The sequence below is a fragment of the Ruegeria sp. CG4 genome (assembly GCF_056537185.1).
This window is the reverse complement of the sequence record NZ_JBQFRB010000005.1, coordinates 223,217-248,299: the sequence shown is the minus strand read 5'-3', so window position 1 is coordinate 248,299 and position 25,083 is coordinate 223,217. Positions and strand designations below refer to the sequence as shown.

Below are 25,083 nucleotides of genomic sequence, written 5' to 3'. Positions count from 1 at the left end.
TGGCGCTTTCACTGCGTGGTGTGCGCAATTTTGTTTCACGGCTGATTACCCGGTCGGCAAGACCTTGGTCAATCGAAACACGGCGTAAAACAGCAGCAATACGGCAGTTCAGCCGTCTGGTGTATCACCCATGAGATACCTGGGACCGCTACCATTGGACTTTGCCCGGTCATCGGGGTTGTAAAGGGCGCATTTCGGCAGGCTGAGGCAGCCGCACCCGATGCAGCCATCCAGATTGTCGCGCAATCGTGTCAGGGTATCGATTCGCAGATCCAGCCGGGCGCGCAGGGTGGTGCTGATCTGCTTCCAGTCCTGCGGTGTGGGGGTGCGGTTTCCGGGCAGGCCCGACAACACCTCTCGGATCTCCGGCAGGGTCAGGCCGAATTGCTGGGCGATCATGACAAAACTCAGCCGCCGGATATCGGCACGTTGATAGCGACGCTGCCCGCCTGCATTGCGCCAGGGTGCAATCAGGCCCTGCGCCTCGTAATACCGGATGGCTGAAACAGCCAGTCCGGTGCGCCGGGCCAGTGCGCCAATTGCCAGCCCTTCGGATGCAGCCATCGGAACCTCAAAAAATTTCTTGACCTAAAGTTAGGTTTAGAAATTACGGTGAGTCGTGACAAGCCTGAATTCGCAAAGGAGATCCCATGATGGCGACGCTTGAACACACCAATTTCACTGTCCGCGACCCAAAGGCTTCGGCAGACTGGATGGAGAAGGTCTTTGGCTGGAAAACCCGGTGGGAAGGTCCGGCAATCGCTGGCGGCTATACGGTCCACGTGGGCAGCGCACACACCTATCTCGCGCTCTATGCGCCGGGCAAACCCATGCGCTCGGGTGAGAACAGTTACGACTATGTCGGCGGGCTGAACCATGTCGGCGTGCTGGTCGAGGATATCGATGCCACTGAAAGCAAGGTGCGCAAAGCGGGATTCAAGCCGCACAACCATGCGGATTACGAACCCGGCAGGCGGTTCTATTTCGAGGATGACAACGGCATCGAATTCGAGGTGGTGCAGTATGATTGAGTTGCTGTGGCTGGGAACCGAAGCGCATCACTGGCGCAGGGGCGACCTTCTGGGGCATCGCCGCAGGCATGCCTTGCCCCATCCCGACGGCGCGAGTTCGCGAATAAAGCACCGGAACCGCTGAGCCCCCTTGCATTTCACGCTGCATTTGGGTCAGGTATCTGACGACCCATCATTCGCCCCGACGCTTTGAGCGGCGGGGCGACTCAATTTATGCGTGGACGAAGACAAAATGGAAAAAATTCCCATGACGCCCGCGGGCAATGCCGCGCTTGAGGCGGAATTGAAGAACCTGAAGTCCGTCGAACGCCCGGCGATCATCGAGGCCATCGCGACGGCGCGGGAACTGGGCGACCTGAAGGAAAACGCCGAGTATCATTCGGCCCGTGAAAAACAGGGTTTTATCGAAGGGCGCATCAAAGAGCTGGAAGGTATCCTGTCGCTGGCTGACGTAATTGATCCGGCCAAACTGTCGGGCGCGATCAAGTTCGGCGCCAAGGTCAGGCTGGTCGATGAAGACACCGACGAAGAAAAGACCTGGAAAATCGTGGGTGAATATGAGGCCAACATCGAAAAAGGCCTGCTGAACATCAAATCCCCCCTTGCCCGCGCCCTGATTGGCAAGGAAGAGGGGGACAGTGTCGAAGTCCGCACCCCCGGCGGTGTGCGGTCTTATGAAATTCTGAGTATCGAGTACGCCTGATCGGAGCGTTGATCATGTCGGGGTCCAATCCTGACCGCGAAACCAAGCAACCGACATCTCTGGGCATCTATGATCGCCCCGGAGCGCCGTCGGTGAGCGGCATCGAGATCGCGGCTGTTGTTCTCAGCCTGATCTGGCTGGTTGTTTCGGTGGTTTTTCTGGTGCTGCCCGGCCGGGTCGAAACCAGCAGTTTCATCGTCACGCTGCTTGCAGTGTTCATGCCCGTGGCCATGATCTGGGTGGCGGCCATGGCCATGCGCGCCAGCCGCGTCATGCGCGAGGAAAGTGCCCGACTGCAGACGGCAATCGACGCGATCCGAAACGCCTATGTCACGCAGCAGCAGCGCGCCGCCAGTACGTATGAGCCCGCCGTCAGCAAGAAGCTGGATGAAATCGCGCAGACAGCGAAGAAGACGGAAAGCGCATTGGCTACGTTTTCTTCCAAGCGCCGCGAACCTGTGCGAAGGGCCGCACCATCACCGGGGGACCAAACCTCGCTTGCGCTGGGCACGCCAGCGGAAGACATCGCGCGCCCTCTGCCGACCGGTATCTTTATCCGTGCCCTGAACTTTCCCGAAACACAGGACGATGCCGAAGGGTTCGACGCCCTGAGGCTGGCGCTGAAGGACAGAAAGACCGCACAACTGGTGCAGGCCTCGCAGGATGTGCTGACCCTTCTCAGCCAGGAGGGGATCTATATGGACGACCTGCGTCCCGACATGGCCCGACCTGAAATCTGGCGCCAGTTCGCGCAGGGCGCACGCGGCCGTGCAGTGGCCGCTCTGGGCGGCATTCGGGACCGGTCCTCGCTGGCCTTGACGGCGGCGCGAATGAAGCAGGACCCGATTTTCCGCGACGCCGCGCACCATTTTCTGCGGCGGTTCGACAACATGATCGTGGAATTCGAGCCCATCGCCAGCGATGCTGAACTGACCGCGCTAGGTGAAACCCGAACCGCCCGCGCGTTCATGCTGCTGGGACGGGTTGCGGGTACCTTCGACTGACAGGCGCCGCTACAGCCCGAAACTGCCATAGGGAATGAACCGGACAGGGTCGCCGGGCCGGATATGGCGCGCGCCGTCTTCGATCTCGACCAGTCCCTCGGCCCAGCTGAGGCCGCTGATCCGGCCCGAACCTTCTGACGCGAATACTTCAGCACGACCGTCCCGGACCCGTGCACGCAGATATTCGCGGCGACCAGGTTTCTTGCGTTTTTCAAAGTCGGCGGGCAGGTCAAACGCTTGCGGTTCCTGCCAGCCTTCGCCGGCCATCAGCCCCAGGGCGGGGCGCGCAAAGATCAGCGTGCAGACCAGTGCCGCCACCGGATTGCCCGGCAAGCCGAAGACCGGAGTGCCCTTCCACATCCCCAGCGCCAGCGGACGGCCCGGTTTCAGCGCAATACGCCATTCATGCATCGCCCCGGCCTGCCGCAGCAGAGCGGAGACATGATCTTCGTCGCCCGCGGATGCGCCACCACTGGTCAGAATCACATCGGCCCGCTCGGACGCCTCGTCCAGCCGCGTCGCCAGCGCGTCACGATCATCGGCCACACGGCCCAGATCAACCGCAGCGAATCCAATCCGGGCTGCCAGAGACAGCAACATCGGGCGGTTGGCATCGAATATCTGCCCGGGTCCGGCGGGCTCTCCGGCTTCGATCAGTTCGTCACCGGTGGACAGAACCGCCACGCGCAGGGTCTTGCGCACCGGAACCTCGGCAATTCCCACTGCCGACAGCAGCGCCAGATCCGGGGGTGTCAGGCGGCGGCCTGCAGCCAAAGCCAGATCTCCGGCGGCCACATCCTCGCCTGCCTTTCGGGTATTCGCGCCCTTCTTCAAAGGGCCGTGAAAGGCAATGTGGCCGTCCTGAACGGTCACATCCTCTTCCAGAATGACGGTATCCACACCCGCAGGCAGAGCCGCCCCGGTCAGAACCCGCAGGGCCTGACCGGGGGGAACGGTGCCTTCAAACGGTATGCCCGCCGCCGCGCGCCCTTGGATCAGGGGCAGAACCTGTGCGCCTTCTGCAAAAGGCCCTGCAAACCCATAGCCATCAACCGCCGTATTGGGTTGCGGCGGATTGGAGCGTTTCGCGATCTGATCCGCCGCCAGAATACGACCTGTCGCCTGACCCAGTGGCACGGTCTCAGCCCCCTTCACCACCGCAAGCCGGTCCTGCAGCAAGGCCAATGCCTCATCCACCGGGGTCCAGTCCACGCCTGCGGGCAGGGCAAAGCAGTCGTTTTGCAATGGCGGTGGTGTGATATTCGGTTTGTCCTGTGGCACGCCCAAAATCCATCCTTCTTCGGCGGCGCTGACGGTCAGCTGCCGGGTCAGTTCCGCCTCTGGCATCTGCGCCAGAGACATCGTGACCTGTTCGACCTGCCAGGCATCCCTGATCCGGTCATCGGGTTCCCTGCCCAGCGTCAATGAAGGCCAGATTTCGACAAAGGCGACCGGTTTGTCCAGCACTTCGAACGGCCAGACGGCCACCTGCCCTGCAAATCGCCGGCGCAGGCGGGACAAAACCGGCAGCCCGGTCATCACCTGCCCGCCAACCGCGCCGGATCCGCCCATCTGCCAGCAGGTGAAGCTGCCCTTGGCCAGAGCTTCCACCTGTCGACGATCCGGGAAGGGATTGTGATAGTCCGTTTTGGTCTTTGGCAGGCCCGGGATTTCCCGAGCCAGACCGTTGAACCAGAATGGCCCCTTGCCGCCGAATCCCTGGTTGATCCGGCCGGCAAGGTCGAAACGGTTATTGGCCTTTGGCGCGTCTTCGATCCGGTGCTCGAACCAGTCCCACAAGACCAGCGGATCGTCCGAGCTGGTCAGCGCGCGGGCAAACCCCCGGGGATAGCCAAACGGGAAGTCGAACCCCAGACACAGACGACGGCCTGCGTTAAGTTCGGTTTCGATCAGCCCTGTCAGCCAGTCTTCCGCTACTTGCCGGTTGCGCAAGTATTCAGCTTCGCCAGGGGCCCCATCGCGTACCACGCACCCCCAGATCGCATCCTTGCGGGGCGTTGGCCCGGTGTCATTTCCACCAGACCAATCGACCATCGCAAAGGTGTCGAATGCGGTCACAAACCAACCTCTTGCAGGATGAACGCAGCAATGCGCGCTGTGTCGTTCAGGTCAAAGACCGGGCGATCCAGATCCAGTGGCGTGTCGCTGGCCACCGCCCGGATCGTTTCATCCTTTATGGCGATCAGCGGGTTGCCGGGTTCGGCCCGAAATGCCTCGACCTTGGGGTGGCCTTCACGTTTGTACCCTTCGATCAGGACCAGATCGACCGGTGATAGCCGGGCCAGCAGCGAGTCCAGAGACGGCTCGGGCGCGCCGCGCAGTTCCTGCATCAGGGCGACACGCTGCCCGGACGCCAGCAGAACCTCGGAGGCGCCGGCAACACGGTGACGGTGGCTGTCGGTGCCCGGCTGATCGACGTCAAAGGCATGATGCGCGTGTTTGACGGTTGAAACCGTGAACCCCCGTCCGGTGATCTCGGCCACCAGTCGCTCCATCAACCCGGTCTTGCCCGCGTTTTTCCAGCCGGTGACGCCGTAGACCCTCATGCCTGCTCCAGCAGGGTCTGCGCCCTTTCGAGATCTTCGGGTGTGTTCACGTTGAAGAACGGATCGAAAGGGTCTGCCGGAAACAGCGCCTCGCGACCGTCATGTTTATCGGTCCACAAGACGACCTTGCGCAGCCCGTCCTGCAACGCGGCCCGCAGATCGTCGCGCAATGCGACTGGCCACAACCCGAATGTCGGGTGCCGGTTGACCCGCTTTCCACCGCCGGATTTCAGAGCTTCGTCACCCGTGCGCGGGGTCGTCGCCAGTACAAGCGGATGCACTTGTCCTTCAGCCGCCTGCATCAGCCGCGCCACCAGATCGCGGGGAAAGAACGGCGTGTCGGCAGCGGCGGTGACGATGCCGTCGGCGCCCTGCTCCGCGGCCCAGTCGAGACCGGCCAGAACACCGGCCAACGGTCCTGCGAAACCTTCGATTGTGTCCGGCAGCACAGGCAGGTTCAGGGCACTGAACCGGGCCGGATCGCCGTTGGCGTTCAGTGCCAGACCGTCTACCTGCGGCGCCAGCCTGTCAATTACCCGGGTTAGCAGGCTTTGCCCGCCCAGTTGCAGCAGGCCCTTGTCGCCTCCGCCCATCCGGGTGGCCAGACCGCCTGCAAGGATCACGCCCTTTGGTTTGGTCATCCTGCGCTTTTCCTGCGATGTTTTTTGTCCTCAACCGCCACGGACGAGGGGTCGATATCCCGAACAAGACGATCCTCGCCGGACAGGCATACGAACCGCTGGCCGCGCATCCGACCGATCAGGGTCAACCCGACCTCACGTGCAATTTCAACGCCCCATGCCGTGAATCCCGATCGCGAAGCCAGAACCGGAATGCCCATCATCGCGGTCTTGATCACCATCTCGGACGTCAGGCGGCCCGTGGTGTAGAGGATCTTGTCACCAGCCTCCTCCCTGGTCGAAAGCATCCAGCCAGCGATCTTGTCGACGGCGTTGTGGCGACCCACATCTTCCATATAGACCAGCGGGCGGTTTTCCCGGCACAGGACGGTGCCGTGAATCGCCCCGGCCTGAAGATACAGCGACGGGGTACGGTTGATCCGGGCCGCAAGTTCATAAAGCCATGAGGTGCGGACAGAAACCTGCGGCAGGCAGACATCCTCAAGCCCGTCCATCATGTCGCCAAAGACGGTACCGACCGCGCAACCGCTTGTGCGGGTCTTTTTCTTCAGCTTGTCCTCGTACGAGGTCTGGCGCGCTGTGCGAACAACCACGGTTTCCAGATCGTCGTCATAATCGACGCCGGTGATCTCATCATCCGCCAGCAGCATCCCCTGATTGCGCAGAAAACCCAGCGCCAGATATTCGGGGTAGTCGCCGATGGTCATCGCCGTCACGATCTCCTGCGCATTGAGGAAAATCGTCAGCGGGCGTTCCTCGACCACCGAGATCTGGCTGACCTCGCCGTTCTGGTCCACGCCTTCCACTGCGCGGGTCAGGCGCGCCGCGCCGGGATCGGGCGCGATGATGTAGTCCGACAGGTCCGTGTGCGTGGCCAATTGCAACCCTTTCCCAAGACCGCTAGTTGTGCTGGCGACACCATAGGATCTAGCCATGGCAGACACCACATCCAAGTCTTACTTCTGGAAGGGTTTTCGGGACGGCACGCCGTTTATCTTCGTGGCCATCCCCTTTGGCACGCTGTTTGGGGTTTTCGCGACCGAGGCCGGGCTGGATATCGTTCAGACCATCGCGTTTTCCGCAACGGTGTTTGCAGGTGCCGCGCAGTTCACCGCCCTGCAGTTGTTGCAGGACAACACGCCTACGGCGATTGTGTTGATCTCGGCGCTTGCGGTGAACCTGCGGGTGGCGATGTATTCCGCCTCGCTGACACCTTATCTGGGGGCCGCCCCGTTGTGGCAAAGGGCCATTGCGGCCTACCTGACGGTCGATCAATCCTATGCCTGCGGGATCGTCCAGTTTGAAAAAGAGCCGAAGATGACCGTGTCACAAAGGATGGCCTATTTCTTTGGCTCGGTCACACCGATCACCCCGCTTTGGATATTCGCCACCTATCTCGGGGCGGTGTTGGGCGCGCAAATCCCGGAAAGCTGGGCGCTGGATTTCGCCCTGCCGATCACGTTTCTGGCCATGATCGGGCCAATGATGCGGACGCTTGCGCATGTGATTGCGGCGCTCGTGGCGATCATTGTCGCCCTGCTGGCCGTTTCGGTGCCATTCAATCTGGGCCTGCTGATCGCTGGCGCGGCGGGCATGATGGCGGGCGCGCAGGCCGAACTGATGCTGGAACGCAGGCTGGAGCGGAAAGAGACATGACCCAGATTGACCCGACAACCATGTGGATCATCATCGTCGGGCTGGCCGTCGGCAGCTTTGCCCTGCGTTTTACCTTTATCGGTCTTGTCGGAGACCGCCCCATGCCGCCGTGGCTGCTGCGTCATCTGCGGTACACGGCGGTGGCGATCATTCCGGCGCTGATCGCACCACTAGTTGTCTGGCCCGCCGCAACCGAAGGTCAGCCGGACCTGCCCCGCATGGCTGCCGCCGTGGTGGCGCTGTCGGTCGGTCTGGTCACCAAGAACGTTCTGGCGGCAATCTTTTCGGGTGCCGCCGCGCTGTACGGATTGCTCTACCTACTGGGTTGAGGTCGCGTCCAGTTGATTGAGGCGCGCGTTGTTCGCAGCCAGACCCTTTTGCAGGTCCGCGTCGTCGTATTCACGGTATTCTTCTGTCACCACGCCCGGAATCTGGGCGAACTGTTCCGACAGTTTGACCGGGTAGAATGTGACGTCGATCTGTTCGAACCCCGGCACTTGCCTCAGGATACTGGCCGTCGAATGGGCGCAATACGCGCTGGCCACCGGGCCGGACTGCTTGGCCAGCTGATAGGCGATCTCGGCCTGTTGCGGTGTGACTTCGATGGTCTGGATGCGCGCATAATGCGTCTCGCGCGCGTGCGAGCTGCGATAGGCGCGTTCTACGGCGGGCGTGATGCCGTAAAGGACATCATCCTTGTTCGGAACCACATCCGCGCGGAACGATCCCGCAGGGTCAAAGATCACCCGCTCGCTGGCGCTGATCATCAGCGACGTATGCGCGCCCGATCCGGTCCGGGTGTTGATCATCGTGTAAAGCGTCAGAGTCGACGGGCCGGGGTCACGGTAGGACCGTGCAGCGACCTCGGCCAGGTCTGCCTGCGGACGATTCGATCCGGTACAGCCAGCCACGGTCACTGCCAGCAGGCAGGCAACAATTATTCTGAGCACGGTTCGCCCCGTTCAGATCAAGACGCGAAAACCGCCAGGAACAATCCCAGGAAAGCAATGGCCACACAGCACCAGACTGTGGCTTTGACGAACCCTTCGAAGGTTTTGGTTTGAACTGTGATGTCCATCTCGCCGTGCTTGTGTTCGGCCATGTCGGAAGACTCCTGAATTCGCGTGTTTGGGCTTTGGATAAAGGAAAACGAAAGCGCTGTCACCACGTCATTCGCGCGCAGGTGACTGTGACCCGAATACTGAACAGCTCGGAAAACCAAAGCCCCATCGCCATGGCAGGCCGGAACAGGGGCCGCCACCAAATCGCACCGCCATATACATGGCATCCGCGGTGACCGAATGGGCGGTTCGGACCTGTTCGGGTGTCACCCCGTAACGATCCGCGTATTCTTCGGCATGCGCTTCGCCATGTTGTGCGACGCAGGCGTGCAGTGCATCGTCCGCCGACAAACGGGCGTCATAGCTGTCTTCGGCCCGCGTTGCGCCGCCGGCGTTGTGATAGGCGCTGTCATGGGTAACGCAGCAATATTCCCATGGAGGGTTGTTTTCATAGCGTGCGGCGAAGCTTGGGATCATGTCAGCCACCAATCGCCAGCTGGCCGACAGCCCGCCCGAGCAGCCATCGGTTTCAAATGGCGCCGCTTCGGCCCCGGCCGATTGTGCCATCAGGGCCTGATGGCCGGGCATCTCGATGCCGCGCATCAGATCTTGCGCGGCGATGGCTGTGCCAAGGGCGATCAGGACAAGCGCCGCTTTAAGGGCTCGCATCGCGCATCGCCTCTGTGTCCACGGTCATCCCGAACTCTGTGGCCAACCACAGCAGCAAACGTTCCGCCGGACCCATCTCGGCTCGGACGCGCAGAACCTCGCGGGCCATGGCAGGCCGGTCGGTGATCAGACCATCGACGCCCATCGACGCCAAAGCCGACATCTGCAACGGATCGTTCACCGTCCACACATACAAATCCTTGCCGGCAGCATGGACAGACCGGATTAGCCCGGGTGTCGCCATCGCCGCGTTCACCGCCAGAAAATCGCCATCCAACCCCGACAGATTGCCAACTGCGGTCGCGGCCAGAACACCGGCGCGCCAGTCCGGGCGCAGGGCCTTCATCTTCTGCACCGCCGGATATTTCAGGGACATTGTGGCGATATCGTCCTGCATCCCCATTTCTTCGACAATTGTGGCAACCCGGTTTTCCAGATCGACGTCATGGCCGTAATATTTCAGTTCGATGATCACCTTCGACCGGCCTTTTGCGGCTTCCAGCACCTCATGCAGAGTCGGCGTGCGTTCCGAGGCGTATTCGGGTCCGAACCAACTACCGATGTCGATGTCCGCGACGTCGTCCATTGTGGCATCCCAGACCTTGAGGTTGACGCCCGCCAGTTTCATGAAGTCGCTGTCATGGGCGACGATGACCTCACCATCGGCCGTTTCCTGCACGTCGATCTCAACCCAGTCCGCGCCATCCTCGATGGCCTTCAGAACGGCCGCCATGGTGTTTTCGGGACGCAAGGCCGCGGCCCCGCGGTGGCCGATGACATCCGCGTGGTCAGGGGCCTGCACCTGTTCAAGCAGCCGCTGCCCGAACCAGCCACCGACCAGCACTGCAAGGACGGCAGCCCCCAGAACACCAAATAGCGGCAACCTCAAGTTGCCCGGTTCGGGGTGGGGGATGTCTGACGTTTTCGCCTCGAAAAACCCGTCCAGCAGCACCGCCAAAGCGCCCAGCGCGATGGCCGCCAAAACAAGACCGGCCAGCGACCAGAGCGCGGCGATCACCAGTGTGTAGGTCAGCGCCAGTTGCAGACGTCCACCCGGTTGCAGGGGCACGAGATCGAACAGAAACCCGGCCACAGCCGCAATTCCGGCTGCGATCGCGATGCGAATACCCAGCCACTGCGCCAGTTCGATCTTTAGGCGTCCGCGTTTGCCCTCCATCCGCCCGGTGCTGGCCTCAAACGCGTCTGCGGGATTGCAGCTTTCAAACAGAACCAGATGCAGCGACAGGGCCCAGGCCGACAGCCTGCGGATCAAAATCCAGGCCAATGCCAGAACGATTAACCCGATCAGCAAAACCGCCACCCAGAACGAGGGTGGCTGGAAGGTCAGGTAATAGTTGATGTCGTATTCCGTCAGTGTCCACCACGCGACAACGGCGGCAATGGCTGCAAAGGGCAGAACCAGCAGCAACACGCGCAGGACAAACCGGACTGCAAAGCCGAACAAAGCGGGCAGTCGGGACAGGATCAGCCGGATGGCGGAACTGCCGGCGCGCCAGGGATCGGCCTCGCCCATGCGCAGAGAACCCGCCATGACGGAGAAGACAAACACTTCGGCCAGCAGAAACAGGCTGAGCGCAAGGATCGCCGCGATAAAGCCCACCGGGGACAGGATGAACCCGGCAATGGCCTGATCGGTCAGGGCGCTTTGATTGGACAGCGACACCGCCAGTTGCACGGCTATCGCCACGCCCGGCGCAATCAGCGCCACCAGCAAAAGTCGCACCGCAACATAGATCGGTACGAACACCCGACGGCGCGCCCAAGCCCCCCGCCAGGCCTCTGTAACGGTTGAGAAATGTGTCACGCGGCGCTCTCCTGAATGATACGCTCATTCAAGGCTGCGATTGCGTGAATTGCAAGCGGGACTGTCAGCTTTCTTCCAGATCCGCAGCCAGCCGAAAACCGATGCGGTTGGCAGGCTTGTCCTCGACCGATTTGGGCAGCGCGCGCAGCATCACGTTCAACTGGCTGACATGCTGTACCAGTTGGGTGCGCGCACCGGTGGCGTCCGAGCCGAAAAAGGTGATCACGTCAGGGTCGAAATAACCCATCCCCTCGATCCGCATCACCCCGGCATCGCCGCCGGTGAAGCCCATGGCAACCTCCTGATCGCCGTCCAGCGTCTTTTCAAAATTCTGGATATACAGGATCAGGCGTTCATAGGCCCACTGCGCCGGGCTTTTGGTTTCGACCGGTTTTTTCAGGCGGCCGGGAAGATCCTTGTTGCCCGATTGCGCACTGGAGTTGGCGTGGACCTCGTAACAGCGTGGCAATGCGGCGGATTCTGCGGCCTCGGCCGAGGTTTCGATCTGATCCTGCATGGCTTACCCTTTGCGCTGAAACTCCCACGCCCCGTCCGCGCGGCGCGACCGGGTTACAGCATCAATGTGGTAGAGATGGTTCAGATGTGCAACCGCCTCGACCAGCGCGAGACCGTATTCACCTTCGCCAATCGGACGCTTGAACAGGGGGGCAAAGCACTCGGCGGCAGATTTGGGCCGGTCCAGATGATCCAGCAGCCGCCGGAGCGCGCCGTGATGATTGTCGACCAGTTGCCGCATGCGAACCGGCAATCCGGTGAAGGGCAGCTTGTGCCCGGCCAGCACCAGATGATCGGGACGCGCCAGCGCCGACAGCCGCTCGCAGGCTTCAAGCCACTCGGCCACCGGATCCGCCATGGGTTCGGTGACATAGACACCCAGATTGGGGCTGATCGAGCTGATGATCTGATCGCCGGACAGGACAAGATTGTCATCGCGGCTCCAGAACGTGGCGTGTTCGGGCGCGTGGCCATTGCCCATGTGAACGTCCCAGTCACGCCCGCCCATGCGGATCACGTCGCCCTGTTTGATCCGGCTATAGCCCAACGGCATCGGATAGACGGTGTCGGCAAAGTTGAAGGGCCGGTCCGACATACGCTTTGCCAGAATTTCATGCGCCATGCCCGCGTTGCGGTAGTAGTCCAGCGTTTCCTGCGGCCAGGTTTCCTGCACGTCCAGCGTCAGCATCCGCGAAAACAGCCATGCGGTGCGGCTGGCCACCAGTTCAGCGCCGTGTTCGGTCTGGAACCACCCTGCATTGCCAACATGGTCGGGGTGATGATGCGTAACGACAACACGGGTCACCGGCTTGCCCGCCAGTGGCCCGTCCATCAGCGTTTGCCAGATGCCACGCGACTTTCTGGACGAAATGCCGGTGTCGATCACCGTCCAGCCGTCGCCATCATCCAGCGCATAGACATTGACGTGATCCAGCGCCATGGGCAGCGGCAGGCGCAACCAAAGGACGCCTTCGGCAATCTCGATCGCCTCACCGGGGGCCGGAGGGTCCGGCCAGGGGTAGTGTGTCGTCAATCGTTGCTCACCATCCTTCATGCCAGCAGCTCGTCCGGGTTGAGCGCAAAGATATCGTCCGCCCCGTTTTGCGCCTGTGCCAGCAGGCCCGCATATTCGGGCAACAAAGCGTTGATGTAGAACCGTGCCAGCTTGAACCGCGGCCCATCGGGTTCCGCCAGCGCCGCCGCCAGATGGTAATGCGCGCCCAGAACCCGCGCAAAAGCTTGCAAATATGGGACGGCCCCGGCAAAGCGGTTGTTCATTTCCGACTGGGAAACCAGCCATTCGGTGACCTCACGCAGGCTTTCGGTGGCTTCCCAGACCGGACCGGCCAGTTCCGGCATGGTGGCCCGCGCCTGTTCTGCGTGATCTTCGATTTCATCCAGCAGCCGTGCCGCAGCCTCACCGCCGTCCATCATTTTGCGGGCGACCAGATCCATCGCCTGAATGCCATTGGTGCCTTCGTAAATCGCGGTCACGCGAACGTCGCGGTAATACTGGGCCGCTCCGGTTTCCTCGATAAAGCCCATGCCGCCGTGAACCTGCACGCCGGTTTCAGCGACACGCATGCCGGTCTGCGTGCCAAAAGCCTTGCCAATCGGCGTCAGCAGCGCCGCGCGGGCCGACCAGTCCGCATCGCCGGTCGCGTTGGCCATGTCGATGGCCACTGCATTGGCCAGCAGGATGGCCCGTGCCGCGAACACATCCGCGCGCATTTCCATCAGCATGCGGCGCACGTCGGCATGGTCGATAATCGTACCCGAGGGCGTCTTGCCCTGCTTGCGCTCAAGCGCGTAGGCCAGCGCATGCTGATAGGCGCCTTCCGCAACGCCGACGCCCTGCCCGCCAACACCCAGACGGGCATTGTTCATCATCGTAAACATCGCGGCCATGCCGCCATGTTCCTTGCCAACCAGCCAACCTCTGGCCCCGTCATATTGCATGACGCAGGTCGGTGAGCCGTGCAGGCCCATCTTGTGCTCAAGCGACACAACCTTCAGATCGTTCGCCACGCCCGGATTGCCGTTCTCATCCGGGATGAACTTGGGCACCAGAAACAGGGAAATTCCCTTCGTCCCGGGAACGCCGTCCGGCAGGCGCGCCAGCACCAGGTGGCAGACGTTTTCCGCGAAATCGTTGTCGCCCCACGAGATGAAGATCTTCTGACCCGTCACCGCGTAGGTGCCATCCCCGCTCGGTTCCGCCTTTGAGGCCAGGGCACCCACGTCCGACCCGGCCTGCGCCTCGGTCAGGTTCATCGTGCCGGACCATTCGCCCGACATCAGTTTGGGCAGGTAAAGCTCTTTCAGCTCGGCGCTGGCATGATGCTCCAGCGCCTCGATCTGGCCCTGGCTCATCAGCGGGGCCAGTTGCAGCGAAAGGCAGGCCGCGCTCATCATCTCGTTCACGGCGCTGGTCAAGGTCATCGGCAGGCCCATGCCGCCATATTCAGGATCGCCACTTATCCCGATCCAGCCCCCTTCGGATATCGCCTTCCAGCCATCGGCATACCCTGGAGACGAGCGCAGAACCCCGTTTTCCAGCCGCGCCGGTTCCAGATCACCGGGGCGTTGCAGCGGGGCCATCACCTCTTCGCACATCCTGCCTGCTTCGGTCAGAATGGCGCTGACCACATCCGTACTGGCCTCTGAAAACATCTCGGTGGCTGCGATCTGGTCGAAGCCGATCACATTGCGGAACAGGAATTCATAATCTGGGACTGGGGCGCGATACGTCATGGCTTCCCTCGGGGCTGTCAGTTCGGTTTGCGCAGGCGGGCTTGGAATCATCCGCGCACGGCACTATGCATCTGGGCTCGAAGGCATTACCTACTCTTCCCCATGTTACAAGCAATCAAAACGCGGCGTCACCAGTCATGATCCCCCACGGCACACTCGACCTGAGCGCAGATCCGGCCGGCATCTCACGCGCTGCGGACCTGCTGCGGCAGGGTCTTCTGGTCGCGTTTGCGACCGAGACGGTCTATGGCCTGGGCGGTGATGCCCGTAATGGCGAAGCGGTCGCCGGGATTTATGAAGCAAAGGGGCGGCCCAGCTTCAATCCGCTGATCGCGCATATCGCATCCGTTCAGGCGGCGCAGCGGTTCGTCCGCTGGTCCGATCAGGCCGAGCAACTGGCCGCCGCGTTCTGGCCCGGGCCTTTGACGCTGGTCCTGCCGCTGCGCGACGGACATGGCATTTCATCGCTGGTCACAGCCGGGCTGGACACGCTGGCCGTCCGGGTGCCTGCGCATCCCAGCGCACGGGCATTGCTGGCCGAATTCGATGGTCCGGTGGCCGCACCATCCGCCAACCCGTCAGGACAGATCAGCCCGACCACCGCCGAGCATGTGCGCGCCGGTCTGGGTGGGCGTATCGCAGCCATTCTGGATGACGGCCCCTGCGGTGTCGGGCTGGAATCGTCCATCGTCGGCCTGGCCGGAGAACCGGCGCTGCTGCGTCCGGGCGGCGTGGCGCTGGAACAGATCGAGGATGTTCTGAACACGCGACTGCATCATCACCAGCCCGGGGACCTGTTGACGGCGCCGGGACAATTACAGTCTCATTATGCGCCGGACGCGCCGGTTCGGCTGAATGCGCTGTCCCGACAAGGGGATGAGGTCCTGCTGGGCTTTGGGCCGGTCGACTGCGATTTGAACTTGTCGGCTGATGGTGTTCTGACGGAAGCCGCAGCCAACCTGTTTTCCGCCCTTCATGCACTGAACACAACAGGTCGCCCGATTGCGGTCTCGCCGATCCCCGACCATGGCCTTGGGGCGGCAATCAACGACCGGCTGCGCCGCGCGGCTGCCCCGCGCGACAGCTGATCAGGCGCGTCCTGCGCTGGCCGACAAGGTCAGGGGATCAACACCCAGGGTTGCCAGCGCGGCCTCCCACTTGTCGTCATCAGCGACGTCGAACACCAGTTTCGAGGTTGCATCGGTCGTCAGCCAGCCATTCATGGCAATCTCGTCCTCAAGCTGGCCCGGGCCCCATCCGGAGTATCCCAGCGTCAGCATCGAGTTCAAAGGCCCCCGCCCCGAGGCCAGATCTTCCAGCACGTCCAGCGTGGCCGTCATGCTGAAATCGGTCGAAATCTGCATCGAATGGAGGTTAGCCTCGTAATCGGCACTGTGCAGGACGAAGCCGCGCGACATCTCGACCGGACCGCCGAAATGGACCAGACGCTCACCTATGACGGGAATGTTGCAGGCAATATTGAGCTGCCCCAGCAATGTCTTGATGCGCAGGTCCGACGGTTTGTTGACAATCAGCCCCATCGCGCCGTCTTCACCATGGCTGCAGATATAGACAACCGAGTGGTCAAAGCGCGGATCGCCCATTCCCGGCATCGCAATCAACAGTTTTCCGGTAAGATCCATAAGCCGCCGTTTCTGACTGAGTCCTGTCTCAACAATGAACCCGTGGGACCACAATTGGCAAGGGATCGTCCGACATTTAGCGGTATTTCACCCCAGTGACCGGAACGTGACTTGGATTCGCGCGCCAGAGCGCGCATTTATGTAGTATGCGATCACTTCTCAGACCCGCCGCAGTTGCGCTGACCGCCTGTTTTGCCCTTACCTCGCCTGCCCTGTCGCAGAGCGTGGGCAAACCTGTGCAACTGGATATTCTGGATGGCGGGCGCACTGCCAACGGCACCTATCTGGGTGCGTTGCGCCTGACCCTGAAAGACGGGTGGAAAACTTACTGGCGCGCGCCGGGCGATGCGGGCATCCCGCCACAGTTCGACTGGAAAGGGTCGCGCAACGTTGGCGACATTTCGATCACCTGGCCTGCGCCGGATGTTTTTGACCAGAACGGATTGCGCTCGATCGGGTATCAGGATCAGCTGGTTCTTCCGGTCGAGATCACGCCAAAGAACCCTGCCAAACCAGTGCGTCTGCGCGGTGAGATGGATCTGGGCGTGTGCAAGGATGTCTGCATCCCCGAGCGGCTGGGTTTCGATCATACTCTGGACAAGAACGCAGGACGCAACCCGGCCATTGCCGCCGCATTGGCACAACGCCCCTATTCCGCCAACGAGGCCCGTGTGGCCAGCGCCAAGTGCCACCTGTCGCCCACAAAAGATGGCATGCAAATCGAGGCGCGCATCACCATGCCATCAGCCGGAGGGACCGAGGTCGCCGTGATCGAGCCGGGCAATCCGGCCTTGTGGGCCGCGCATCCCGAAACCCGGCGGCAGGGCGACACGCTGATCGCCCGGACCGAGGTGGTCAATGCATCGGGCAGTCCCTTTGCACTGGACCGGTCAGCCGTCAGGATCACAGTGCTGGGCAGCAGCCACGCGGTTGACATTCAGGGATGCAGCGCGGGCTGATCCGGTGATGCAATACCCAAAAATCGGCGCTCTGGCCGTTGTTGTCCATCAGGATCAGGTGTTGCTGGTTCAGCGCTCCAAGCAACCAGATGCCGGGCTTTGGGGATTTCCCGGCGGTCATGTCGAATGGGGCGAGACCGTGATGCAGGCCGCGCAGCGTGAATTGCACGAGGAAACATCGGTGATGGCTGAACCTCTGCAGTATCTGGACAATCTGGATCTGCTGCGTCGTGATCCCAACGGGCAGGTTCTGTCGCATTACCTGCTGGTCGGCGTAGCTTGCCGATATCAGGCCGGCGATCCGGTTGCCGGCGATGACGCGATGGACGCGCGCTGGTTTCCCATCGATCAGATCACGCGCGGCGAATTGAATATGAGCGCACGTGTCGCCGACCTGCTGGAGACCGCATTGGACGGGGTCAAGCCCCGATCCGGCCTCTGAGCCGCGCGTAAATCAGACCGGATAGCGCGACGCTCAGCACCAGGATCAGCGCCGCGCCGGCAGTGAACACACCCAGTCCCATTCGCAGAACCGCAGAACCATCTTCGCCGGGGTAAAAGTCGGCCAGAGCGGTCAGCGGCGTACCCGCGACAGAGGGCCACACCATCGTCACCGCAAACCAGGCCAGCAATGCCAGACCGGTTATGACAATCATCCCTTGCACCACCCTATCCGGCGCGCGCAGGGCGCGACGCATTGAGGTCATCGGACGTATCACGTCATTCAGGATGGCCAGCAGCGCGGGTACCAGCAACAGAACCAGAAGCATTCCGAACCCAAGACCGTAGACCAGCGTGATCACTGTGGGCTTGAGGAACTGCGCTTGCTGCGAGCCTTCGTACAGCAGCGGTGTGAGACCCAGAACCGTGGTCAAAGTGGTCAGCATCACCGGCCGCAACCTGTCGGCTGTGCCTTCGACAATGGACGGAATCAACCCCCTGTCCTGTTGATAGGCGTCGATGGTCGTCACAAGCACGATGGAGTCGTTGATGATTATTCCTGTCATCCCCAGCAGGCCCACGACCGTGAACATGCTTAGCGGCACACCCCAGATGTAGTGGCCCCAGATGGCGCCCACAAGGCCGAACGGAATGATCGCCATGACCAGCAACGGCCGTGTCCAGCTTGCAAAGACCCAGGCCAGAACCAGATAGATGCCAGTCAGGCACAGGATCAGGCCGGTGCGCGCCTGCGACAGAAAATCGTCCTCCTGCTCACTCAGCCCCGACATGCGCCATTCGACCTGCTGCTCGGAGGCGATTTTGGGCAGGATTTCCTGACTGAGGGCGCGTTCAATTTCAGCGGCGCGATCGGGGTCATCTTCGGAGATGTCGCCATTTACCGAGACCACCCGCAAGCCATTCTCGCGCCGGATCGTGGAAAAGCCCGACTTTCGCTGGACCGAAACGATATCGGCCAGCGGCACATATATGCCTTCGGGTGACCGCATCAGTGTGCGTTCCAGAAAATCGGCCGTCAGTTCGCTTTCGGGCAGTTCGACCCGTATTTCGGCGCTGCGCGGACCATCCGGGAAGGTTGCGGCCTCGATCCCGTTCAGGCGGCTGCGCAGAACCCGTCCCAGCGTTTCAATCCGGAATCCTAGGGCCTGACCCTGTGCTGTGAGTTCCAGGATGAAGTCTTCCTTGTCATAGGCCAGATCGTCCTGCAGCGCGGAAACCTCGGGGTATTTCGACAGTTCGGTCTGCAAATCCTCGGACGCCGATTTGAGCGTGTCGATCTCAGCCCCATAAAACTGCACATCGATCGCATCGCCGCCTGGGCCGGACCGCCAGCCGCGAAACGTGACAAGCTCAACCTTGGGATGGCGCGGAACATATTCCTGCAATTCTCCGACAAACTCGAAACTGGAATAGGGGCGCTGATCGGCATCGATCAGTTCGATGGAAATACCCCCCAGCAGCGACCCGTCCTTGCCGTCTGCCGCCGCAAGCCCATAGCCCGGCGTGTCGCCGATCTGGGCCAGCGCATATTCGATGGGATTGCGCCCATGGCGTTCCGCATAGATCTGCCCCATCTCTTCGGCGGCCTGCTGCAACATGCGCATCATTTCCAGCGTGTCATCCCGCGTCGCCCCTTCGCGCATTATGAAGCTGCCTGTGACCGAACCACGCTCGGGCGCATTGAAAAAGCGCCAGTTCACATCTCCACGGATAAACAGCGCGACCTGACTGGCCAGAATCACCACCATCACCGCGACAACCACATAGCGGGCCCAGACCACCCAGGCGATCAGCGGTCGGAACAGGTGGTCGCGCACCCAGCGAAACCCTTTGTTCACCACCCGGTTGGGCAGGTCATACCAGTGTTCCTTGGCCGAGTGTTTTATGGCGTGTGCCATATGGTTCGGCAGGATCAGGAAACACTCGATCAATGAGGCGATCAGGACGGCAATCACGGTAAACGGGACATCGCGGATCAACACCCCGAAGCGCCCGCCAACCAGGGTCAGGCCAAAAAAGGCGATAACCGTCGTGACTGTTGCAGCAAAAACCGGCATCGCCATGCGCCGGGCGGCCCGTTCTGCTGCAACCATCGGTGCCTCGCCCAATCGACGTGCACGGAAATCGGCATGTTCACCGACCACGATGGCGTCATCGACCACAATACCCAGTGTGATGATCAGGCCGAACAGTGAAACCATGTTGATGGACAGCCCGCCGATATACATGAACGCGATCGCGGCGGACATGGCGACGGGAATACCGGCTGCAACCCAGAACGCAATACGCGCATTGAGAAAGAGAAACAGCAGGCAGACCACAAGACCCAGGCCGAGCAGACCATTGTCGACAAGAATGTTCAGCCTGTCGGTGATGGCCTGCGCCCGGGTCCGGATCAGTTCGATCGTGACACCATCGGGCAGACTGGCTTGCATCTCGGCGACGACATCCTCGACCCGATGCTGGATGTCGATCGCATCCCCAAGATTCGAGCGATCGACACGGATCGACATGGCCGGGTCGTCATCGACGAAATAGCTGCGATGCCGGGTGACGCCTTCGACGAAAATCCGCGCCACATCGCCGACCACCAGCTTCGCGCCGTCCTCGAACGTGCGCAGCGCAATGCCTTCGATTTCTTCGGGCGTACGTTTTTCTGTGCCGGCTTTGATGCGTGCATTTGCCCCAGTTACCAGCCCCGCAGGGCTTGCATTGACCTCGGCTGCAATGGCCGAGGCGATCTCAGACAGGGTGATGTCATTGGCAATCAGCTGCGCGGTCGGCACCTCGACCACCACACGCGGCGCGGCAATGCCGCGGATCGATGTGCGGGTCACACCGGCTGCGAACAGGCGGCTGATCAGCTCATCGGTGAAGTTCGCAAGCTGTTCGGTCCCGACCGGTCCGGTCAGTACAACGTCCGTGACGCGATCCCGCCAGGCGCCGCGCCGGATTATAGGCTCGTCAGCGTCGTCCGGCAGATCGGTTACAGCGTCAACGGCGGTGCGCACCTCCTCGACGGCGCGGGCCATGTCCCAGTCCGGTTCGAACTCCATCCGGATGCGCGAATGTCCGGGATGCGAGCTGGATTCGGTGCTGGTCACGCCCTCGACAGCCAGCAGGGCCGGTTCCAGAACCCTGACGATGGCACTGTCCATATCCTCGGGGCCGGCCTGATCCCAATTGACGGTGACGTCCACCCGTTCCAGCACCACATCGGGAAAGAACTGCGCCCGCATGTTCGGAATCGCAGCGGCGCCCAGAACCAACATCACCAGCAGCAAAAGATTGGCCACGGTCCGGTGCCGGATGAAGTAGCTCAGGATACCGCCTGCTGCACCGGGGATTTCGCGCATCATGACGCTTATCCCCCTGTCGGGCTTTCAAGACGGCGCACCAGCGATGCAGGCACTTTCGCCTCGCTCAACTGGCCAAGCACGCGGGCCTTGGCGTCCTGCGACATACCTGCACTAGCTTCGACCTGTGCTACAAGCTGCGCGCGTTGTTCATCCGACAACTCGACCATATCCGTGTCCGGCTGCGCCCGGGCTTCAGCCCGCAAGGGGCGCACACGTACGCCCGCGCCCAGCAACGGGGTGCGCCCGATCACCACCTCGCGTCCTTCCAGCCCCTGCCCGCGCAGCAGAACCTCATCGCCCTGTCGGCGGATCAATTGCACAGGCAGCGCCTCAAGCCGGTCGCCATCACCCAGCACCAATACGGTGCCAAACGCATCAAGGGCCGTCGACGGCAGGCGAACAACATTCTCGACGGGTTGTTCCTCGACCGAGACCGTTACGAAGTCACCGGGTTTGAAACCAAACGCATCATTCAGGCGGGCATAAATCAACCGACCGGTCTGCCCTTCCCCCGCCGATCCGCTGTCGCGGCTGATCCGGCCAAGGGCGACCAGGTCGGTGCCGGTCACTTCCAGCGACACGGAAACGGGGGCTTTGATCAGCTCGCCCCGCGCGTCCAGCAGGCGCACATACTGTGCGGTCGACACCCGAAACGCCACTTCCAGCGCGTCCGGATCGACCAGTTCGGCCAGTTTTTCATTGGCCGTCACCAATCGGCCCTCGACCAGTGTGACATCGGTCAGCGTGCCGCCAAACCGGGCGCGAATCGTCATGTCGTCCAGATCCCGCTCGGCCGCTTCCAAGGCGATCCGCGCGCGGGCCAGCAACGTGGTGGCCTGATCGACACGGGATTCGGCCTGCGCCAGTGCGATCCGCCGGGCCAGAACCGATTGCTGAGCCGACGCTGCGGCCAGTTCAGCCTCTTCCACGCTGGCGGCGGCACCGACGCCACGGCTTTGCAGATCCTTCTGGCGCTGCAGGGCGCGTCCGCGCAACTCGGCCTGAGCTTCGGCCGAGTTCAACTCGTCCTGCGCCAGCAGCAGCGACCGTTCGGCATCGCGCTCTTCGAACTGGGCATCCAGCAGATCGGATTTGGCACGGTCCAGCGCCGATTGCGCATCGGCGGGGTCCAGTTCAACCAGTACCTCGCCAGCGGACACAACGCCGCCATCTTCAAATTCCTCGGCCAGGGACACAACCCGCCCACCCAGAGCTGCGCGCAACTCAAGCCTGCGGCGGCTTTGCACTTCGCCAAACGCATCCAGATAGGGGATTACCGTTTCCACCAGCGCGGGTTTGACGCTGACCGCAAATACCCTTTCCTGCGCTGGCGGGCGGTTTTCGTCCCTGGTCAGCACATCCTGCAGCGCATTTGCGATCATCTGTGCAGCCACAAACAACAGAGCCAGCGTCAGGGACGCCAGAAAGACACCGACAAGGCTTTGCCTCAGAAATCGCATCAATCATTCACCCAAGTTGCAACAGGCTGCCATACGCGAAATGTAGCTGGACCGGAAAATAAGCCAAGCCACAAGGCGGTTATAAGGACTTGAACGTATGACCAGTCTACTTCCGTCGCAGATGTTCGTCCAATCGGGGCATTATTTCCACAAAATTGCAGGGGCGATGCCGGTAATCGAACTGTTTTTCCAAAATCCCGTCCCAGGCGTCCTTGCACGCGCCGGGACTACCGGGGAGGGCAAACAGATAAGTCCCGCCCGCCACGCCGCCTGTTGCGCGCGACTGAACAGCCGAAGTGCCGATCTTTTCCATCGAGATGATGGTGAAGACGGTTCCGAACGCCTCGATTTCCTTTTCATAGACGTCGCGATGCGCCTCGACCGTGACATCACGCCCCGTCAGGCCAGTTCCTCCGGTCGACAGGACGACGTCAATATCGGGCTCGGCGATCCAGGCCCGCAGCTGATCTGCGATCTGGCTGCGCTCATCCGGCAGGATTTTGCGGTCGGCAAGGGTGTGGCCGGCCCGTTCAATCCGGTCGGCCAGGGTCTGGCCGGAACGGTCTTCCTCGATCGAGCGCGTATCTGACACGGTCAGAACGGCGATACGGACCGGGATGAACTCCATGGTTTCATCAATGCGTGACATTTGGCGTCAGGCCCTTTCCATGATGGCAAGCCGGATCGCCAGAGCGGTGAAGATGCCGCCACTGACCCAGCCCAGAATACTGGACGCGCGCGGGCTGTTGATCAGCATTTGACCCGCGCCCCCGGCAAACACGCCCACCAGCCCGTTGATAAAGAACCCGCCGATGGAAATGATCGCCCCGAAGATCAGGAATTGCAGCAGAACGGACCCCGAGGCGGGGTTTACGAATTGCGGAATAAAGGCGAGGACAAACAGAATGACCTTCGGGTTGGTCAGGTTGACCAGAAACCCGTCGCGAAAGGCATAGCGTGTCGGTTTTGCCGGACCTTCGGCCGAAATCGCGCCGTGCCGTATCGCACCCCATGCCAGATACAGCAGATAGGCGACACCCAGCCAGCGGATCGCGTCGAACACCCACGGAACAGCGGCAACAAGCGCGCCCAATCCCAGTCCGGCCAGCGAAACATGGATCATCGAACCCATCGAAATTCCGGCGCTGGCGGCAATCGCGGGTTTTGTGCCGGATCGCAGCCCCAGCCCGAAACAGAACATCATATCCGCACCCGGCGTCAGATTCAGTGCGATGGCCGCAGGCACAAAGGCCAGCAGCGTCACGGTCTCGATCATGCGCGGACCTCGAACCAGTTAACTTGCGGACCGAGATTGGCGACCTGCGACCGGCCGATCGAACCGCGATACCCCCAGCTGTCATGGATATGGCCACCAAGCACCAACGCGGGCTGAATCCGTTCAATTGCATTCCGGATGGCCGTTGACCCGACAGAAAGCCCCTGAGACGTCTTATCGCCGTATCCTTTCGGCGGTGAATGCGCGATCAGGATGTCAGTCCCGACGCATCGTGCCAGCATTTCGGTCGCATCGCCTTCGGTCATGTCACAGGACCAGTCGCCAAAAGGCGTAACCGGCACGCCGTAGCCCAGACCGAACAGCCGCAGCCCGTCGACGGTCATACCGGACCCGTGCAGCACATGCACCCCGTCGGGGACGGCATCTGCCAGCTCTTCCGCGCTTTCCGCATTGCCCGGCACCAGAACCATCGGTGCCGCGATACCGGACAGCATGGCCATCGCTTCGTCCAGACCCTGACGCATGTTGCAGTAATCCCCGGCCCCGATCACCAGATCGGCCTCTGCACTGGCCGCAACCAGATCGGCGGCGCGGTTGCGCGCCATATGCAGGTCCGAGAACGCCAGTATTTTCATCGCTTCGCCTCCAGCCACGCCCTGAGTTCCAGCAGATCGGCCCAGGCCTGCCGCTTCATCTGCGGCTGCCGCAGCAGATAGGCAGGGTGAAACATTGGTATGACCGGCAGATCCAGCGCCTGTTCCCAATTCCCGCGCAGCCGCGTGATGCCGCGTTTTCCCAGCACGGCCTGACAGCTGATATTGCCCATCACCACAAGAACCTCAGGGTTTGCCAATGCGATATGACGCTGCAGAAACGGGTTCATCATGCCGATTTCCTCGGGCTTCGGATCACGGTTCTGCGGCGGGCGCCATGGCAAGACGTTCGTGATATAGACATTCTCGGCCCGGTTCAGATCAATGGCAGCCAGCATCCGGTCCAGCAATTGCCCGGCGCGACCCACGAACGGCTTGCCTTCGCGATCCTCATCCCGGCCCGGGGCCTCGCCTATGATCATCACCCGCGCGCTGGGGGTGCCATCCGCAAACACCAGCTGCCGTGCGCCCCGCTTCAGGTCGCACAGATCGAACGCATCCATCGTTGCGCGCAATTCCGGCAGCGACCCTGCCCCGCGCGCGGCCTTTTCGGCAACCGCAGTTGGGTCCGCCTGTCGCGGCTTTTCTTGCGACGAATGTTCAACAACCTGTGTCCGGGCCTTCGGCGCGGTATCCGGCAAGGCATAGCGGTCAACCGGCGCGTCACCGATAGCGTCGGTGACGCCCAGTTCAACCTGCCATTCCAGCAGCGCGCGCGCGGTATGATGGTCCATTGCCGATTCCATGCCTCATAATCTAACCAGCTTTGGCCCGAGGGAAAGCGAATAGACCTTGCCATGGCACCCGGTCGCACCGACGATGGCCATGCACATGCTGATTGCTCTGAGATATCTCCTGCTCCTGCTGCTGTTCAACGTCTTTG

27 protein-coding genes are annotated in these 25,083 nt (G+C 61.7%); 8 read left to right on the top strand and 19 right to left on the bottom strand.

Going from position 1 to position 25,083, the window contains the following annotated elements; translation table 11 throughout:
- Positions 1-108: 108 nt before the first annotated feature.
- Entirely contained in the window at positions 109-564 is a 456-nt protein-coding gene (soxR, locus tag ACR0J2_RS15150) for a redox-sensitive transcriptional activator SoxR (RefSeq protein WP_170614370.1), read from the bottom strand.
- An 86-nt stretch (positions 565-650) separates the two neighbouring features.
- Here soxR and ACR0J2_RS15145 point away from each other — a divergent pair, with 86 nt between their 5' ends.
- The 3 genes from ACR0J2_RS15145 (at position 651) to ACR0J2_RS15135 (ending at position 2,738) form a co-directional block, all read left to right on the top strand.
- Positions 651-1,031, top strand: a complete 381-nt coding sequence (locus ACR0J2_RS15145) for a VOC family protein (protein WP_170614369.1) — start codon at positions 651-653, stop codon at positions 1,029-1,031.
- A 232-nt stretch (positions 1,032-1,263) separates the two neighbouring features.
- Positions 1,264-1,734, top strand: coding sequence for a transcription elongation factor GreA (gene greA / locus ACR0J2_RS15140; RefSeq protein ID WP_170614368.1), 471 nt, complete (start codon positions 1,264-1,266; stop codon positions 1,732-1,734).
- Between the two features lie 14 nt (positions 1,735-1,748).
- Positions 1,749-2,738: a hypothetical protein gene (locus ACR0J2_RS15135; RefSeq protein ID WP_170807393.1), complete on the top strand. Its 990-nt coding sequence runs from the start codon at positions 1,749-1,751 to the stop codon at positions 2,736-2,738.
- 9 nt (positions 2,739-2,747) lie between these two features.
- Here the strand turns inward: ACR0J2_RS15135 and ACR0J2_RS15130 are convergent, their stop codons facing one another.
- Genes ACR0J2_RS15130 through ACR0J2_RS15115 form a run of 4 tightly spaced genes read right to left on the bottom strand, consistent with a single transcriptional unit; the run spans position 2,748 to position 6,881 of the window.
- Positions 2,748-4,817, bottom strand: a complete 2,070-nt coding sequence (locus ACR0J2_RS15130; protein WP_480813081.1) for a molybdenum cofactor synthesis domain-containing protein — start codon at positions 4,815-4,817, stop codon at positions 2,748-2,750.
- Positions 4,814-5,305: a molybdopterin-guanine dinucleotide biosynthesis protein B gene (gene mobB, locus ACR0J2_RS15125; RefSeq protein WP_480813080.1), complete on the bottom strand. Its 492-nt coding sequence runs from the start codon at positions 5,303-5,305 to the stop codon at positions 4,814-4,816. Before mobB ends, ACR0J2_RS15130 begins: the two co-directional genes overlap by 4 nt.
- Positions 5,302-5,946: a molybdenum cofactor guanylyltransferase MobA gene (gene mobA, locus ACR0J2_RS15120; RefSeq protein WP_480813079.1), complete on the bottom strand. Its 645-nt coding sequence runs from the start codon at positions 5,944-5,946 to the stop codon at positions 5,302-5,304. The genes mobB and mobA overlap by 4 nt, the downstream gene beginning before the upstream one ends.
- Entirely contained in the window at positions 5,943-6,881 is a 939-nt protein-coding gene (locus tag ACR0J2_RS15115) for a formate dehydrogenase accessory sulfurtransferase FdhD (protein ID WP_480813078.1), read from the bottom strand. The genes mobA and ACR0J2_RS15115 overlap by 4 nt, the downstream gene beginning before the upstream one ends.
- On the opposite strand from ACR0J2_RS15115, the gene ACR0J2_RS15110 reads away from it, so the two are divergent.
- Positions 6,880-7,602 (top strand): AzlC family ABC transporter permease, encoded by a 723-nt coding sequence (locus ACR0J2_RS15110; protein WP_170807388.1) that lies wholly within the window; start codon positions 6,880-6,882, stop codon positions 7,600-7,602. The genes ACR0J2_RS15115 and ACR0J2_RS15110 overlap by 2 nt on opposite strands.
- On the top strand, positions 7,599-7,931 hold the full coding sequence (locus tag ACR0J2_RS15105; protein ID WP_170807387.1) for an AzlD domain-containing protein: 333 nt from the start codon (positions 7,599-7,601) through the stop codon (positions 7,929-7,931). The genes ACR0J2_RS15110 and ACR0J2_RS15105 overlap by 4 nt, the downstream gene beginning before the upstream one ends.
- Here ACR0J2_RS15105 and ACR0J2_RS15100 read toward each other — a convergent pair.
- From ACR0J2_RS15100 to ACR0J2_RS15070, 7 genes are all read right to left on the bottom strand, one after another.
- Positions 7,920-8,552, bottom strand: coding sequence for a hypothetical protein (locus tag ACR0J2_RS15100; RefSeq protein ID WP_170614362.1), 633 nt, complete (start codon positions 8,550-8,552; stop codon positions 7,920-7,922). The genes ACR0J2_RS15105 and ACR0J2_RS15100 overlap by 12 nt on opposite strands.
- Positions 8,553-8,569: 17 nt before the next feature.
- Positions 8,570-8,704 (bottom strand): aa3-type cytochrome c oxidase subunit IV, encoded by a 135-nt coding sequence (locus ACR0J2_RS15095; RefSeq protein WP_170614361.1) that lies wholly within the window; start codon positions 8,702-8,704, stop codon positions 8,570-8,572.
- Between the two features lie 67 nt (positions 8,705-8,771).
- Positions 8,772-9,332, bottom strand: coding sequence for a hypothetical protein (locus ACR0J2_RS15090; protein WP_480813077.1), 561 nt, complete (start codon positions 9,330-9,332; stop codon positions 8,772-8,774).
- Entirely contained in the window at positions 9,319-11,157 is a 1,839-nt protein-coding gene (locus ACR0J2_RS15085) for a glycerophosphodiester phosphodiesterase (RefSeq protein WP_480813076.1), read from the bottom strand. Before ACR0J2_RS15085 ends, ACR0J2_RS15090 begins: the two co-directional genes overlap by 14 nt.
- Positions 11,158-11,221: 64 nt before the next feature.
- Positions 11,222-11,674, bottom strand: a complete 453-nt coding sequence (locus tag ACR0J2_RS15080; RefSeq protein WP_170614358.1) for a DUF6173 family protein — start codon at positions 11,672-11,674, stop codon at positions 11,222-11,224.
- Positions 11,675-11,677: 3 nt separating this feature from the next.
- Positions 11,678-12,727 carry an MBL fold metallo-hydrolase gene (locus ACR0J2_RS15075; RefSeq protein WP_480813075.1) on the bottom strand — a complete coding sequence of 350 codons (1,050 nt, stop codon included), beginning with the start codon at positions 12,725-12,727 and terminating at the stop codon, positions 11,678-11,680.
- Positions 12,724-14,427: an acyl-CoA dehydrogenase family protein gene (locus ACR0J2_RS15070; protein ID WP_480813074.1), complete on the bottom strand. Its 1,704-nt coding sequence runs from the start codon at positions 14,425-14,427 to the stop codon at positions 12,724-12,726. The genes ACR0J2_RS15075 and ACR0J2_RS15070 overlap by 4 nt, the downstream gene beginning before the upstream one ends.
- Before the next feature lie 137 nt (positions 14,428-14,564).
- Here ACR0J2_RS15070 and ACR0J2_RS15065 point away from each other — a divergent pair, with 137 nt between their 5' ends.
- On the top strand, positions 14,565-15,515 hold the full coding sequence (locus ACR0J2_RS15065; protein ID WP_480813073.1) for an L-threonylcarbamoyladenylate synthase: 951 nt from the start codon (positions 14,565-14,567) through the stop codon (positions 15,513-15,515).
- On the opposite strand, the gene ACR0J2_RS15060 is transcribed toward ACR0J2_RS15065, so the two are convergent.
- Entirely contained in the window at positions 15,516-16,070 is a 555-nt protein-coding gene (locus ACR0J2_RS15060) for a YqgE/AlgH family protein (protein WP_480813072.1), read from the bottom strand.
- A 146-nt stretch (positions 16,071-16,216) separates the two neighbouring features.
- On the opposite strand from ACR0J2_RS15060, the gene ACR0J2_RS15055 reads away from it, so the two are divergent.
- Together ACR0J2_RS15055 and ACR0J2_RS15050 are read left to right on the top strand one after the other, a co-directional pair.
- Positions 16,217-17,029, top strand: a complete 813-nt coding sequence (locus tag ACR0J2_RS15055; protein ID WP_480813071.1) for a protein-disulfide reductase DsbD domain-containing protein — start codon at positions 16,217-16,219, stop codon at positions 17,027-17,029.
- Positions 17,030-17,036: 7 nt separating this feature from the next.
- Positions 17,037-17,471 carry an NUDIX hydrolase gene (locus tag ACR0J2_RS15050; RefSeq protein ID WP_480813070.1) on the top strand — a complete coding sequence of 145 codons (435 nt, stop codon included), beginning with the start codon at positions 17,037-17,039 and terminating at the stop codon, positions 17,469-17,471.
- Here ACR0J2_RS15050 and ACR0J2_RS15045 read toward each other — a convergent pair.
- From ACR0J2_RS15045 to ACR0J2_RS15020, 6 genes are all read right to left on the bottom strand, one after another.
- Positions 17,449-20,850, bottom strand: coding sequence for an efflux RND transporter permease subunit (locus tag ACR0J2_RS15045; protein WP_480813069.1), 3,402 nt, complete (start codon positions 20,848-20,850; stop codon positions 17,449-17,451). The genes ACR0J2_RS15050 and ACR0J2_RS15045 overlap by 23 nt on opposite strands.
- Before the next feature lie 5 nt (positions 20,851-20,855).
- A complete protein-coding gene (locus ACR0J2_RS15040) occupies positions 20,856-22,310 on the bottom strand; it encodes an efflux RND transporter periplasmic adaptor subunit (protein WP_321249361.1) in 1,455 nt (484 codons plus the stop codon).
- Between the two features lie 106 nt (positions 22,311-22,416).
- Entirely contained in the window at positions 22,417-22,959 is a 543-nt protein-coding gene (moaB, locus tag ACR0J2_RS15035; protein WP_480813068.1) for a molybdenum cofactor biosynthesis protein B, read from the bottom strand.
- Between the two features lie 6 nt (positions 22,960-22,965).
- Entirely contained in the window at positions 22,966-23,586 is a 621-nt protein-coding gene (locus ACR0J2_RS15030; protein WP_480813067.1) for a LysE family translocator, read from the bottom strand.
- Entirely contained in the window at positions 23,583-24,182 is a 600-nt protein-coding gene (locus ACR0J2_RS15025) for a metallophosphoesterase family protein (RefSeq protein ID WP_170679613.1), read from the bottom strand. The genes ACR0J2_RS15030 and ACR0J2_RS15025 overlap by 4 nt, the downstream gene beginning before the upstream one ends.
- Positions 24,179-24,946, bottom strand: a complete 768-nt coding sequence (locus ACR0J2_RS15020; RefSeq protein ID WP_480813066.1) for a uracil-DNA glycosylase — start codon at positions 24,944-24,946, stop codon at positions 24,179-24,181. Before ACR0J2_RS15020 ends, ACR0J2_RS15025 begins: the two co-directional genes overlap by 4 nt.
- Positions 24,947-25,083 lie beyond the last annotated feature (137 nt).